Source organism: Ensifer sp. R1-3 (assembly GCF_056739175.1).
Window position 1 is genome coordinate 153,616 of sequence record NZ_CP096515.1, and the last position, 13,424, is coordinate 167,039.

At 63.3% G+C, this 13,424-nt stretch carries 12 protein-coding genes; 9 read left to right on the forward strand and 3 right to left on the reverse strand.

Annotated elements, in window-relative coordinates:
• Positions 1 to 24: 24 nt before the first annotated feature.
• Entirely contained in the window at positions 25 to 924 is a 900-nt protein-coding gene (locus tag M1D43_RS00755; protein ID WP_153312918.1) for a LysR substrate-binding domain-containing protein, read from the reverse strand.
• A 104-nt stretch (positions 925 to 1,028) separates the two neighbouring features.
• Between M1D43_RS00755 and M1D43_RS00760 the strand changes: the two genes are divergently transcribed.
• On the forward strand, positions 1,029 to 2,051 hold the full coding sequence (locus M1D43_RS00760) for a zinc-dependent alcohol dehydrogenase family protein (RefSeq protein WP_153312916.1): 1,023 nt from the start codon (positions 1,029 to 1,031) through the stop codon (positions 2,049 to 2,051).
• Positions 2,052 to 2,115: 64 nt separating this feature from the next.
• Here the strand turns inward: M1D43_RS00760 and preA are convergent, their stop codons facing one another.
• Complete coding sequence (gene preA, locus M1D43_RS00765) at positions 2,116 to 3,429, reverse strand: NAD-dependent dihydropyrimidine dehydrogenase subunit PreA (RefSeq protein WP_010969942.1); 1,314 nt, start codon at positions 3,427 to 3,429, stop codon at positions 2,116 to 2,118.
• A gap of 31 nt (positions 3,430 to 3,460) precedes the next feature.
• Complete coding sequence (locus tag M1D43_RS00770; protein WP_010969941.1) at positions 3,461 to 4,822, reverse strand: NAD(P)-dependent oxidoreductase; 1,362 nt, start codon at positions 4,820 to 4,822, stop codon at positions 3,461 to 3,463.
• 199 nt (positions 4,823 to 5,021) lie between these two features.
• Here M1D43_RS00770 and M1D43_RS00775 point away from each other — a divergent pair, with 199 nt between their 5' ends.
• From M1D43_RS00775 to M1D43_RS00810, 8 genes are all read left to right on the forward strand, one after another.
• On the forward strand, positions 5,022 to 5,975 hold the full coding sequence (locus tag M1D43_RS00775) for a sugar-binding transcriptional regulator (RefSeq protein WP_003525579.1): 954 nt from the start codon (positions 5,022 to 5,024) through the stop codon (positions 5,973 to 5,975).
• A gap of 193 nt (positions 5,976 to 6,168) precedes the next feature.
• Positions 6,169 to 7,479 carry an ABC transporter substrate-binding protein gene (locus tag M1D43_RS00780; RefSeq protein WP_003525578.1) on the forward strand — a complete coding sequence of 437 codons (1,311 nt, stop codon included), beginning with the start codon at positions 6,169 to 6,171 and terminating at the stop codon, positions 7,477 to 7,479.
• Between the two features lie 190 nt (positions 7,480 to 7,669).
• Entirely contained in the window at positions 7,670 to 8,542 is an 873-nt protein-coding gene (locus M1D43_RS00785; RefSeq protein WP_003525576.1) for a carbohydrate ABC transporter permease, read from the forward strand.
• 5 nt (positions 8,543 to 8,547) lie between these two features.
• Positions 8,548 to 9,378 (forward strand): carbohydrate ABC transporter permease, encoded by an 831-nt coding sequence (locus M1D43_RS00790; RefSeq protein ID WP_018095728.1) that lies wholly within the window; start codon positions 8,548 to 8,550, stop codon positions 9,376 to 9,378.
• Positions 9,379 to 9,408: 30 nt separating this feature from the next.
• A complete protein-coding gene (locus M1D43_RS00795; RefSeq protein WP_027990628.1) occupies positions 9,409 to 10,410 on the forward strand; it encodes an ABC transporter ATP-binding protein in 1,002 nt (333 codons plus the stop codon).
• Complete coding sequence (locus tag M1D43_RS00800) at positions 10,407 to 11,180, forward strand: L-iditol 2-dehydrogenase (protein WP_153313295.1); 774 nt, start codon at positions 10,407 to 10,409, stop codon at positions 11,178 to 11,180. The genes M1D43_RS00795 and M1D43_RS00800 overlap by 4 nt, the downstream gene beginning before the upstream one ends.
• A gap of 26 nt (positions 11,181 to 11,206) precedes the next feature.
• The gene (locus tag M1D43_RS00805; protein WP_153313296.1) at positions 11,207 to 12,691 is read left to right on the forward strand and encodes a mannitol dehydrogenase family protein; all 1,485 of its coding nucleotides are present in this window, start codon (positions 11,207 to 11,209) and stop codon (positions 12,689 to 12,691) included.
• Positions 12,688 to 13,362, forward strand: coding sequence for an HAD family hydrolase (locus M1D43_RS00810; protein ID WP_003525568.1), 675 nt, complete (start codon positions 12,688 to 12,690; stop codon positions 13,360 to 13,362). The genes M1D43_RS00805 and M1D43_RS00810 overlap by 4 nt, the downstream gene beginning before the upstream one ends.
• Positions 13,363 to 13,424: the final 62 nt, after the last annotated feature.

Here is a 13,424-nt window from a genome sequence, read left to right on the forward strand (position 1 = left end):
CGGAGTGCATGTTCCCATGCCGTCCTACTCCATGATGCGCGGCAATCCAGCGGCGAGTTTGTCGATCACCACCCGCAGTTTCGGCAGCATGTGTTGCGTTCGCGGCCAGACTGCATGGGCCTTGAAGATCAGCCCCGGCCGGTCGGTGAGGACACGGACAAGTTCGCCTTTCTGCACGCGCTCGCGCACCAGCCAGCAAGGCAGCCAGGCAAGGCCGTGGCCGGCGGCAGCCGCATCGGCGATTGCGGCGAGATCGTCGAGCCTCAGCCGCGTTTGCGGCAGCACGATTTCCGCCGCCTTGCCGTCGGCCGGAAAGGACCAGGATAGCGGCTCGCCTCCGCGGGCGTAGACGATGCCTTCATGTGCGGCGAGTTCGGCCACCGTCCTCGGCATGCCGTGCGCTTCGAGATAGGCAGGGGAGGCGCAGACGGTCATCCGCTGTTCCGCCACCGTGCGCATCATCAGGCCTGAGCCGTTGCCGAGGGGGCTGTTGCGGATGGCCAGATCGAAGCCCTCGTCGAGAAGGTCGATGACCCGGTCATTGAAGGAGAGATCGAACTCCAGACGGGGATGCGACCGCAACAGGTCGCGAAGCAGCGGCGCCACGCATTGGCGGCCGAAGAGGACCGGCATCGAGATGCGCAGGCGGCCGCGAATTTCCCGCCTCCCGGATTCGAGGAGGTCTTCGGCCGTTCTGATTTCGCCGAGCGCTTTTTGGCAGCTCTCGTAGAAGAGCTGCCCTTCTTCGGTGAGACTCTGCGTCCGTGTGGTGCGATGGAAGAGGCGCACGCCGAGCCGCCGTTCGAGCCGGGAGACCGTCTTGCCCACGGCCGAGCGCGAAAGATTGAGCCGGGCGGCGGCGGCGGAAAAGCCACCGGCATCGGCAACTTCCACGAAAACCGAAATGCCGTTGAAGCGCTCCATGAATTGCGTCCTCCGGGGAACCAATGATGGGAAATCATATCGCAACCGAAGAAGAATATTCAACAGTATGCTCGCCTTACCGCAACAGATGAAAAGGAACGAGCATGTCCAAATGGATGCAGGAATGGAGCACCGAGACGGTGGGCCCCCACGATCTCAAGCTTGCCGAACGGCCGGTGCCGGAGGCCGGCGAACACGATATGATCGTGCGCACGCTTGCCGTATCGCTCAACTACCGCGACAAACTGGTACTCGAGACCGGCATGGGGCTCGATCTCGCTTTTCCCTTCGTGCCGGCCTCGGATGTGAGCGGAGTGGTCGAGGCCGTCGGCAAGAGCGTGACGCGTTTCCGGCCGGGCGATCGCGTGATCTCCACCTTCGCCCCCGGATGGCTTGACGGCTTACGACCCGGCACCGGCAGGACGCCTGCCTATGAGACGCTCGGCGGCGCGCATCCGGGCGTCCTGTCGGAATATGTGGTTCTCCCTGAGGGCTGGTTCGTCGCAGCGCCGAAGAGCCTCGACGCGGCGGAGGCGAGTACCTTGCCCTGTGCGGGGCTGACCGCCTGGTTCGCTCTCGTCGAGAAGGGTCATTTGCGGGCGGGCGACCGTGTCGTCGTGCAGGGTACCGGCGGCGTTGCGCTGTTCGGATTGCAGATCGCAAAGGCGACCGGAGCCGAGGTCATCGTGACCTCGAGCAGCCGCGAAAAGCTCGATCGGGCTTTCGCGCTCGGTGCCGATCACGGCATCAATCGCCTGGAGGAGGACTGGGTGGAGCGCGTCTATGCGCTGACCGGGGACCGTGGCGCCGACCACATTCTGGAGATCGCCGGCGGCGCCGGGCTCGGCCAGTCCCTGAAAGCGGTCGCGCCGGACGGGCGCATCTCGGTGATCGGCGTGCTCGAGGGCTTCGAGGTCTCAGGCCCGGTCGGGCCGCTTCTCCTGAAGTCTCCCGTCGTGCAGGGTATCAGCGTCGGTCACCGCAGAGCGCTCGAAGATCTGGTCGGGGCCGTCGACCGCCTTGGACTGAAGCCCGTCATCGACATGCGTTACAAGTTCACCGAGGTCCCCGAGGCCCTCGCACATCTTGACCGCGGCCCCTTCGGCAAGGTGGTGATAGAGTTTTGACGCGATAGGAACGCGAAAGGCCGCCGGCGATGCCGGCGGCCTTTCGGTCTGGCTTGTACGTCCTTCACTCGGCGGCCTGGCGGGCCATCGGGTTGTTCGGATGGGTCGTCCAGTTGGCGTAGTTCGGGTCGACCGGTTTCCCGGTGCGCCGGTCGAGTGTGCCGGCCGCGAGCGGCTCCATGGTGATGCAGTTCTCCACCGGACAGACATTGACGCAGAGGTTGCAGCCGACGCATTCCTCCTCGATCACCTCGAAATGGCGCACTCCATTGACGAATTGGGTGATTGCCTGATGCGAAGTGTCCTCGCAGGCGATATGACAGCGGCCGCATTTGATGCAGGCGTCCTGATCGATCTTCGCCTTGGCGATATAGTTGAGGTTGAGATATTGCCAGTCGGTGACGTTCGGGACGGCTCGGCCGCTGATGTCGTCGAGCGTCCGATGGCCCTTGGCGTCCATCCAGTCGGAGAGGCCGGTGATCATCTCCTGGACGATCTTGAAGCCATAGGTCATTGCGGCAGTGCAGACCTGTACGTTGCCGGCGCCGAGCGCCATGAATTCGGCCGCATCCCGCCAGGTGGTCACGCCGCCGATGCCCGAAATCGGCAGGCCGTAGGTCTCCGGATCACGGGCGATCTCGGCCACCATGTTGAGCGCGATCGGCTTCACGGCCGGGCCGCAATAACCGCCATGGCTTCCGCGGCCGTCGATCGAGGGTTCCGGCGAGAAAGTGTCGAGGTTGACGCCGGTGATGGAGTTGATGGTGTTGATCAGCGACACCGCATCGGTGCCGCCGGCCTTGGCAGCGCGGGCGGGCTTGCGGATGTCGGTGATGTTCGGCGTAAGCTTGGTGATGACAGGCATGCGCGTGTATTGCTTGCACCAGCGCACCACCATTTCGATGTATTCCGGCACCTGGCCTACCGCCGAGCCCATACCGCGCTCGGACATGCCGTGCGGACAGCCGAAATTGAGCTCGATGCCGTCGGCGCCGGTCTCCTCGACCAGCGGCAGGATCGCCTTCCAGGCGTTCTCCTCGCAAGGCACCATGATCGAGGCGATCAGGGCTCGATCCGGCCAGTTCATCTTCACCTGCTTCATTTCGCGCAGGTTCACATAGAGATCGCGGTCGGTAATGAGTTCGATATTGTTGAAACCCAGCAGCCGCCGGTCGGCGCCCCAGATCGCGCCGTAGCGCGGGCCGTTGACATTGACCACCGGCGGTCCTTCTTCCCCGAGCGTCTTCCAGACGACGCCGCCCCAGCCCGCCTTGAAGGCGCGCTCGACGTTGTAGGCCTTGTCCGTCGGCGGCGCCGAGGCGAGCCAGAACGGGTTCGGGGATTTGATGCCGACAAAATTGTTGCGAAGATCAGCCATTGTTCTCGTCCTCTCGATCCTGTTCTGCTTTTCAAGCAACGGCGCTCGCCAGCGGCTGAGCCACGGCGAAAGCCCGGTCGATCGATCCGGCGGCATCGCGTCCCATCGCGACGGCCGAAACGGTGAGGTCCTCGCCCCCGAGCACGCAGTCACCGCCGGCCCAGACCTTTTCCAGCGAGGTGCGTCCTTCCGAATCGACGACGATGCGTCCGCTTTCCATGCGAAGGGCGCCGAGGCCGGAGGCCTCGAAGGCCTGGCCGATGGCCTTGAAGATCTGGTCGGCGGCAATGATTCCGGTCTCGCCGGTCGTTGTCAGCTTCCCGTTTTCAAGCGTGGTGTAGTCGAGTTCGATGCCGGCGACCCGGCCATCCTTGACGGCGATGCGCTTCGGCTGCAGCCAGTGGCGGATGGTGACGCCCTTGGAAGCCGCAAGGTCCTGCTCGAATTCCGAGGCGTTCATGTGCTCCTTGCCGCGGCGATAGCAGATCGTCACTTCCTCGGCGCCGAGCAGCTTCGCCTGGACGGCGGCGTCGATCGCAGTCATGCCGCCGCCGAGCACCACGACGCGCCGGCCGACCGGAATGTCGGCCTTTGTCTTCGACTGGCGAAGTGCGGCGATGAAGTCGACGGCGTCCTCGACGCCTTCGGCATTCTCGCCTTCGATCCGCAGTGCATTGACACCTGCAAGACCGAGGCCGAGAAAGACGGCATCGAATTCTTCCGCCAGATCGGCAAGAGAGAAGTCGCGGCCGAGCGCCTTGCCGTGGCTGACCTCGATGCCGCCGACCGAAAGCACGTATTCCACCTCTCTCTGGGCGAAGTCGTCGACCGCCTTATAGGCGGCGATGCCGTATTCGTTGAGGCCGCCGGATTTTTCGCGCGCGTCGTAGATCACCACGTCGTGGCCTTTCACGGCTAGCCGATGCGCGCAGGCGAGCCCCGCCGGCCCGGCGCCGACGACGGCGACCCTGCGGCCGGAACGAGCGGCGCGCGAATAGAATTGCTTGTTCTCCCGCATGGCGATGTCCGTCGCGTAGCGCTGCAGGCGGCCGATTTCGACCGGCCGCTCCTCGGCCGTGTTGCGTACGCAGGCCTCTTCGCAGAGCGTCTCGGTGGGACAGACGCGGGCGCACATGCCGCCCAGTATGTTCTGGTCGAAGATCGTCTTCGCCGAGCCGATCGGATTGCCCGTCGCGATCTGGCGAATGAAGAGCGGGATGTCGATGGAGGTCGGACAGGCGGTCATGCAGGGAGCGTCATGACAGAAATAACAGCGGTCGGCGGCGACCAGCGCCTCGTGCCTGTCGAGCGACGGATGAAGGTCGGAGAAATTGGCTTCGTACTCGGCAAGCGGCAGCCGCCCGCCGAGAATCCCAGATTGCGTCGTTCCCATTTTTGGCTCCCAATGTTTTCTCAGGATGAGGGAACGGTAACATGCTTTATTTTTTTATCAAACGGTAAAATTTCCTTCCAAACCGGCGTAAAAGCCTGGAAAACCGGACCTTGCCGGCGGCAAGGTGCGGCGCACATCTCCCCCCGTTTGACAGCGCATGGAAAATAGTGGCAGCAAATCAAGGGGAAGGGAGCAGTCGATGGCACGCAAGGCGGAAAGCAGCAACAGGCTGGACGACGCAGCCCGCGCAGGCTGGCTCTATTATGTCGCCGGCCGGACGCAGGACGAGATTGCGTCGGTGATGGGAATTTCCCGGCAATCGGCGCAACGTCTCGTGTCGCTTGCCATGGCCGAGCGGCTGATCAAGGTGCGCCTGGACCATCCGATCGCCGCCTGCCTCGAAATGGCGGCGCGTCTCAAGGAGAAATACGACCTCAAGCATGTCGACGTCGTCCCGAGCGATCCAGGTTCCGATTCGACCACCGTGGGCATCGCCGAGGCCGGGGCGGCGGAAATCGAGCGCTGGCTGAAATCGGCCGAGCCCGTGGTGCTGGCGATCGGCACGGGCCGGACGCTGAAGGCGACCATCGACCAGCTGCCATCGATGGAATGCCCGCAGCACCGTATCGTTTCGCTCACCGGCAATATCCGGCTCGACGGGTCGGCCGCCTATTACAACGTCATCTTCAGCATGGCGGACACGATCAAGGCGCGGCATTTTCCCATGCCCTTGCCGGTTCTCGTCTCCTCGCCGGAAGAGCGGGAAGTCCTGCACAAGCAGAGCCTGGTGCAGATCGCCCTGGAACTCGGCGCCGAGGCGGACGCTGCCTTCGTGGGCGTCGGCGAACTTGGGCCCGACGCGCCGCTTTGCGAAGACGGGTTCCTGGCGCGCGATGAAATGGCACGGCTGATGGCGGCGGGCGCTGCCGGCGAGATCTGCGGTTGGATGTTCGACCACGAAGGCGTGCTCCTGCCCGACAGCATCAATGAGCGCGTCGCCTCGGTTCCGCTGCCGCCGCGTGACCGCGCGTCGGTCATCGGCATCGCCAAGGGCAGGCGCAAACACGAGGCGCTGCGCGCCGCACTCAAGGGCAGGATCATCAACGGTCTCGTCACCGATGAGGCTACGGCCGACTATCTGCTCCGGGTCTAGATCGCGCAGCCGGTCGCGGGACCGCGGCATCGACGCGCTTCTCCCGAAATCCCCGTAAAAAATGCGAAGCTAAAACATCTTCTTAGCCGCTCCCGCGCATCGCGGCGACAAATGCGGATTGACATTTCAGCTCAATCGGTGAGTAATTGCTCACGAGCAAGGCAAATGCTCAATTTCTTCTGGGAGGAAGTCGATGAATTTGAGAACTTTCCTGCTGGGCACGTGCTCGGCAGTTGCTCTGGCGGGTCTGGCCCAAGCGGAGACCCTGACCATTGCCACCGTGAACAACGGCGACATGATCCGGATGCAGAAGCTGACGGACGATTTCACGTCGAAAAATCCGGACATCCAGCTTGAGTGGGTCACTCTCGAGGAAAACGTGCTACGCCAGCGCGTCACGACCGACATCGCGACCAAGGGCGGTCAGTACGACATCATGACGATCGGCACCTATGAGGTGCCGATCTGGGCGAAGCAGGGCTGGCTCCTGCCGCTCGACGACCTCGGTCCCGAATACGACGTCGACGACCTTCTGCCGGCGATCCGCAGCGGCCTGACCATCGACGGCAAGCTCTATGCAGCACCGTTCTACGGCGAGAGCTCGATGGTCATGTACCGCAAGGACCTGTTCGAGAAGGCCGGGCTTACCATGCCCGATGCGCCGACCTGGGATTTCATCGCCGATGCGGCCCGCAAGATCACCGACAAGGGCAACGAGATCTACGGTATCTGCCTGCGCGGAAAGGCCGGCTGGGGCGAGAACATGGCTTTCCTGACGGCCACCGCAAACGCCTTCGGCGCCCGCTGGTTCGACGAGAACTGGAAGCCGCAGTTCGATCAGCCGGAATGGAAGAACGCACTCGACTTCTACGTCAAGCTGATGAATGACGCAGGCCCGCCCGGCGCCTCGTCCAACGGCTTCAACGAGAACCTGTCGCTGTTCCAGACCGGCAAGTGCGGCATGTGGATCGACGCGACCGTCGCCGCCTCCTTCGTGACAAATCCGAAGGAGTCGACCGTCGCCGACAAGGTCGGTTTCGCGCTCGCTCCAGACACCGGCCTCGGCAAGCGCGGCAACTGGCTCTGGGCCTGGAACCTCGCCATTCCGGCAGGATCGCAGAAGGCCGAGTCGGCGCAGAAGTTCATCGCCTGGGCGACGGGCAAGGATTATCTGAAGCTCGTTGCCGAGAAGGAAGGCTGGGCGAACGTTCCTCCCGGTACCCGCACCTCGCTCTATGAGAACCCGGAGTACCAGAAGGCGGCGCCCTTCGCGAAGATGACCCTGGACTCGATCAATGCCGCCGACCCCAAGAACCCGGCGGTGAAGCCGGTGCCCTATGTCGGCGTCCAGTTCGTGGCGATCCCGGAATTCCAGGGCCTCGGCACGGCGGTCGGGCAGGTGTTCTCGGCGGCCCTGGCCGGTCAGATGAGCGTGGATCAGGCGCTTGCCAGCGCGCAGCAGCTGTCGACCCGCGAAATGACCAAGGCCGGCTACATCAAGTGAGCTCCCAAGGAGCCGGAGCGTCTGCTGGAAACAGTGAACGCTCCGGCTACCTCCAGAGCGGGACGGGGAAAGGGGCAAACCCGCCTTCGATCCGCGTTCCGCTCTGACTTTTCCAATTCATGGCGCGCGTTCGGATGGCGATACGCTTGCCGTTTTTGAAGAACCGCGTCGACTTCACACGGGGGACGCCATGGCGACCTTGCACACCCGCTCCGCCGCGCGACTGATGATCGCGCCCTCGGTGCTCCTGCTCCTGGCCTGGATGATCGTGCCGCTGGCCATGACGATCTATTTCTCGCTGCTGCGCTACAACCTGCTGATGCCGGGAATGGAGGAGTTCGCGGGGCTTACGAATTACACCTATTTCCTCACCGACCCGGCCTTCTTCCAGGCGATATTCAACACGCTCGCCATCGTTCTCGGCGTGCTCTTCATCACCGTGGTCGGCGGCATCGGGCTGGCGCTTCTTCTCGACCAGCCGATGTTCGGGCAGGGGATCGTGCGCATCCTGGTGATCGCGCCCTTCCTCATCATGCCGACTGTGGCGGCGCTGGTCTGGAAGAACATGTTCATGAATCCCGTGAACGGGCTTTTCGCCTGGCTTGCCAAGCTTCTCGGATTGCAGCCCTTCGATTTTCTTGCCAATGCGCCGCTTCTCTCGATCATTCTGATCGTCGCTTGGCAATGGCTGCCTTTCGCCACGCTCATCCTGCTGACGGCGCTGCAGTCGCTCGACGAGGAGCAGAAGGAAGCCGCACAGATGGACGGCGCAGGCGCGGTAAGCCGCTTCATCTATCTCGTCCTGCCGCATCTCTCACGGGCGATCACGGTGGTCATCCTGATCCAGACGATCTTCCTGCTGTCGGTCTTCGCCGAGATCCTCGTCACCACCAATGGCGGTCCGGGTACGCAGAGCACGAATCTCACATTCCTCGTCTACGCCCAAGCCCTTCTGCAGTTCGATGTGGGCGGCGCCTCGGCGGGCGGGATCATCGCGGTCATCCTCGCCAACATCGTCGCATTCTTCCTGATGCGGATGATCGGCAAGACGCTGGAGGCTTGAGACCCATGGCACGCAACGTCTCTACCGGGCGCAAGCTCATCACGACCGTGGTGGCCTGGACGATCGGAATCCTGATCTTCTTTCCGATCCTCTGGACTTTCCTGACGAGCTTCAAGACGGAAGCCCAGGCGATCGCCTCTCCGCCGGTCTTCCTCTTCTTCGACTGGACGACCGAGAACTATTCCGAGGTGCAGAGCCGGTCGGATTACCTGAAGCACTTCATGAATTCGGTGGTCGTATCCTTCGGCTCGACCCTGCTCGGCCTGTTGATCGCGATCCCGTCGGCCTGGGCGATGGCGTTCTCGCCGACGAAGCGCACCAAGGATGTGCTGATGTGGATGCTCTCCACCAAGATGATGCCGCCGGTCGGCGTGCTGGTGCCGATGTATCTGATATTCCGCAACTGGGGACTGCTCGACACGCGCACAGGGCTCGTGATCGTGCTGACGCTGATCAATCTGCCGATCATCATCTGGATGCTCTACACCTATTTCAAGGAGATCCCCGGCGAGATCCTCGAAGCGGCGCGCATGGACGGCGCCTCGCTCTCCAAGGAAATCATCTATGTGCTGACGCCGATGGCGATACCCGGCATCGCCTCGACGCTGCTGCTCAACATCATCCTCGCCTGGAACGAAGCGTTCTGGACCTTGAATCTGAGCGCCGCGAAAGCCGCACCGCTCACCGCGTTCATCGCCTCCTATTCGAGCCCGGAGGGTCTCTTCTACGCCAAGCTGTCTGCGGCCTCCACGATGGCGATCGCACCCATCCTCATTCTCGGCTGGTTCTCGCAAAAACAGCTCGTGCGCGGCCTCACTTTCGGCGCAGTCAAATAAGGCCGACGCGGTTCAAATAAGGGTAAGACCATGGGAAGCATCACTCTCAAGAACGTATCGAAGGTCTTCGGCGCCCACGCCGTCATCCCCTCGATAGACCTCGATATCACCGACGGCGAGTTTGTCGTCTTCGTCGGCCCCTCGGGCTGCGGCAAGTCCACGCTTCTGAGGCTGATCGCCGGACTGGAGGACGTCAGCGATGGCGAGATCGTCATCGACGGCCGGAACGCCACCGAGCTGCCGCCGGCAAGGCGCGGGCTTTCGATGGTGTTCCAGTCCTACGCGCTCTATCCGCATATGAGCGTGCGCTCCAACATCGCCTTTCCGCTGAAGATGGCGGGTGAGGACAAGGCCTCGATCGACAAGAAGGTCGAGGACGCGGCGCGCGTCCTGAACCTCACCGACTATCTCGACCGCAAGCCCCGCCAGCTTTCCGGCGGCCAGCGCCAGCGCGTCGCGATCGGCCGGGCGATCGTCCGCCAGCCGGAAGCCTTCCTTTTCGACGAGCCGCTGTCTAACCTCGACGCCGCGCTGCGGGTCAACATGCGACTGGAGATCAGCCAGCTTCACCAGCAACTGAAGACGACGATGGTCTACGTGACGCACGACCAGGTGGAGGCCATGACCATGGCCGACAAGATCGTCGTGCTCAACCGCGGCCGCATCGAGCAGGTGGGCTCGCCCCTCGACCTCTACCGCAGGCCGGACAATCTCTTCGTCGCCGGTTTCATCGGGTCGCCGAAGATGAACTTCGTCACCGGTGCGCCTGCCGCGGCCCATCAGGCCCACACGATCGGCATCCGCCCGGAGCATATTGCCCTCTCGAAAGATCAGGGCACATGGCGGGGCACGGTGGGAGTGGCCGAGCATCTCGGCTCGGACACCTTCCTGCACGTGAACGCCGACGGTATCGGTACTTTGACGGCGCGCGTCGGCGGCGACTTCGCGGTGACCCACGGCGACCAGGTCTACCTGACGCCCGATACTGAGCGCCTCCACAGGTTCGATGAAAAGGGACTGGCAATTCGATGAAATGTCTTGAAGGAAAGAGCGCGCTGATCACCGGATCGGCGCGGGGTATCGGCCGCGCTTTTGCCGAAGCCTACGTGCGCGAGGGCGCCACGGTCGCCATCGCCGACATCGATATCGAGCGGGCGAGACAGGCGGCGGCGGAGATCGGGCCCGCGGCCTATGCGGTCCAAATGGATGTGACCCGGCAGGACTCCATCGACGCCGCGATCGCCGCGACTGTCGAACATGCCGGCGGGCTAGACATCCTCGTCAACAATGCCGCGCTCTTCGATCTGGCGCCGATCGTCGAGATCACCCGCGAGAGCTACGAAAAACTGTTCGCGATCAATGTCGCCGGCACGCTCTTCACGTTGCAGGCGGCCGCCAGGCAGATGATCGCGCAGGGCAGGGGCGGCAAGATCATCAACATGGCGAGCCAGGCGGGCAGGCGCGGGGAAGCTCTGGTGGCGATCTATTGCGCCACGAAGGCTGCAGTCATCAGCCTCACCCAGTCGGCCGGTCTCGATCTCATCAAGCACCGCATCAACGTCAACGCCATCGCTCCCGGCGTCGTCGACGGTGAGCACTGGGACGGCGTCGACGCGCTGTTCGCCAGATACGAGAACCGTCCGCGCGGCGAGAAGAAGCGTTTGGTGGGCGAGGCCGTTCCCTTCGGGCGCATGGGTACCGCAGAGGACCTCACCGGCATGGCGATCTTCCTCGCCTCGGCGGAAAGCGACTACATCGTCTCGCAGACCTATAACGTCGATGGCGGCAACTGGATGAGCTGAGGCTCGTTCGCGAAAGGATTGAAAGGATGGCGACCAAACTCTCCCTTGCCACGCTCGACGCGGTCAAAGCCACGGCCGGCGTCCCGAACTACGGCCGGCATGACCTTCGGGCCGGCATCGTGCACTTCGGCGTCGGCAATTTCCACCGCGCGCATCAGGCGGTCTATCTCGATGACCTTTTCAACCTGGGACGCGATCGCGATTGGGCGATCATCGGCGCGGGTGTCCTGCCATCGGACAAGGTCATGCGCGACAAGCTCGAAGCGCAGGATTTCCTGACGACGGTGGTCGAGCAGGACAACAACCGCACGGGCGCGCATGTCACGGGCGCCATGATCGCCTATCTCGAGCCTGGCGACACGCCCGCGATCGTAGCGCAGCTCGCGAGCCCGCTCATCCGCATCGTCTCCCTGACGATCACCGAAGGCGGCTATTTCATCGATTCGGCATCCGGTGTCTTCGACCCGGCGCATCCGGCGATCGTCGAGGATGCGCGCGATCCGGCGGCTCCAAAAACCGTCTTCGGCCTCATCCTGGCAGGGCTCGCCGAACGCCGCGCCAAGGGTATTCCGCCGTTCACGATCATGTCCTGCGACAATATTCCTGGAAACGGGGAGGTCACCCACGCTGCCGTTTCCGGTCTGGCGCGCCTTTCCGATCCAGGCTTTGCGGACTGGATCGATGCCAATGTCGCCTTTCCGAACGGCATGGTCGATCGCATCACGCCGGCGACCGGTGCCCGCGAGATCGGCATCGTCGCCTCGCAATACGGAATCGACGATGCCTGGCCGGTCTTTTGCGAGGAATTCAAGCAATGGGTGCTGGAAGACCGCTTCCCGCAAGGCCGCCCGGCGCTGGAAGAGGTGGGCGTTCAGTTCGTGCCCGACGTGGCGCCCTACGAGCACATGAAGATCCGTATCCTCAACGGCGGCCATGCGGCGATCGCCTATCCGGCGGCACTGCTCGACATCCATTTCGTTCATGAGGCGATGGAGGAGCCGTTGATCCGCGCCTTCCTGTCAAAGCTGGAGCACGACGAGATCATCCCGGTGATACCGCCCGTTCCGGACACGGATCTGAAGGATTATTACAAGCTCATCGAGACGCGTTTCTCCAATCCGAAGATCGGCGACACGGTCGCGCGGCTGGCGCAGGACGGCTCCAACCGACAGCCGAAATTCATCCTGCCGTCGACGGCCGACCGCCTGCGCCGCGGCGAAGACGTCGTCGGGTTGTCGCTCGTTTCGGCGCTGTGGTGCCGCTATTTCGCCGGCAAGTCGGACAGCGGCAAGGAGATCGTTTTCAACGACGCCAACGCCGACCGGCTGCATGCCGCCGCGGTTGCAGCGAAGGACGATCCAATGGCGTTCCTTGCGCTTTCCGACATCTTCGGCGATGTCGCGCAATCCGATCTCTTCCGCCGCCGTTTCGCTCACGCGTTGAAAGTGCTTTGGGAAAAGGGTACGCGTGCCACGCTCCAGCTTTATCTGGACGGAAACCTCGGGGAATGACGATGGTGGGGCACGCCTCCAGGCTGGTGATTTTCGATTGTGACGGCGTATTGGTGGACAGCGAACCGATTTCGCTCGGGGTCCTCGTCGACGCGCTCGCGGCTGCCGGCGTTTCGATGACGGCGGAGGAGGCGAGCGAGCGCTTCCTCGGCCGCAGCTTGAAGACCATGTCGACGATCCTGCACGAAGAACACGGACTTGCGACCGACGAGGTATTTCTCGAAGGCATGCGGACCCGGCTCTATGCACGGTTTCGCGAGGAACTGAGGCCGATCGCCCGCATACGCGAGGCGGTGGAAGGCCTGGGCACCGCCCATTGCGTGGCTTCGTCGAGCCAGCCGGAGCGCATCCGCCTCTCGCTGACCGTGACGGGGCTCATCGATCTCTTCGAGCCGAACATCTTCAGCGCTAGCATGGTGGCGCGCGGCAAGCCGGCGCCCGACCTTTTCCTGCATGCAAGCGCGGAGATGGGCTATCACCCGTCCGATTGCATCGTCATCGAGGACAGCCCGGCCGGCATCGAGGCGGCAAAGTCCGCCGGCATGCGCGTCTTCGCCTTCGCGGGGGGCAGCCACGCACGAAACGACCGCCACCGGCGGACGCTCGCCAGCCTCGAACCCGACGTGCTGTTTGACGACATGGGCGAATTGATACAGTTTGTCCGGCAATAGGGAGAGCAGGACGGGGCGGTTTTGCGGCCGCGTCGTCCCGCTCGGCGAAAATCCATCATTTT

Coding starts and splice junctions, on each gene's coding strand:
- M1D43_RS00755 (WP_153312918.1), bottom strand. CDS start 924: ATGGAGCGCTTCAACGGCATTTCGGTTTTCGTGGAAGTTGCCGATGCC.
- M1D43_RS00800 (WP_153313295.1), top strand. CDS start 10,407: ATGAAATGTCTTGAAGGAAAGAGCGCGCTGATCACCGGATCGGCGCGG.
- M1D43_RS00775 (WP_003525579.1), top strand. CDS start 5,022: ATGGCACGCAAGGCGGAAAGCAGCAACAGGCTGGACGACGCAGCCCGC.
- M1D43_RS00810 (WP_003525568.1), top strand. CDS start 12,688: ATGACGATGGTGGGGCACGCCTCCAGGCTGGTGATTTTCGATTGTGAC.
- M1D43_RS00795 (WP_027990628.1), top strand. CDS start 9,409: ATGGGAAGCATCACTCTCAAGAACGTATCGAAGGTCTTCGGCGCCCAC.
- M1D43_RS00780 (WP_003525578.1), top strand. CDS start 6,169: ATGAATTTGAGAACTTTCCTGCTGGGCACGTGCTCGGCAGTTGCTCTG.
- M1D43_RS00760 (WP_153312916.1), top strand. CDS start 1,029: ATGTCCAAATGGATGCAGGAATGGAGCACCGAGACGGTGGGCCCCCAC.
- M1D43_RS00805 (WP_153313296.1), top strand. CDS start 11,207: ATGGCGACCAAACTCTCCCTTGCCACGCTCGACGCGGTCAAAGCCACG.
- M1D43_RS00785 (WP_003525576.1), top strand. CDS start 7,670: ATGGCGACCTTGCACACCCGCTCCGCCGCGCGACTGATGATCGCGCCC.
- M1D43_RS00790 (WP_018095728.1), top strand. CDS start 8,548: ATGGCACGCAACGTCTCTACCGGGCGCAAGCTCATCACGACCGTGGTG.
- M1D43_RS00770 (WP_010969941.1), bottom strand. CDS start 4,822: ATGGGAACGACGCAATCTGGGATTCTCGGCGGGCGGCTGCCGCTTGCC.
- preA (WP_010969942.1), bottom strand. CDS start 3,429: ATGGCTGATCTTCGCAACAATTTTGTCGGCATCAAATCCCCGAACCCG.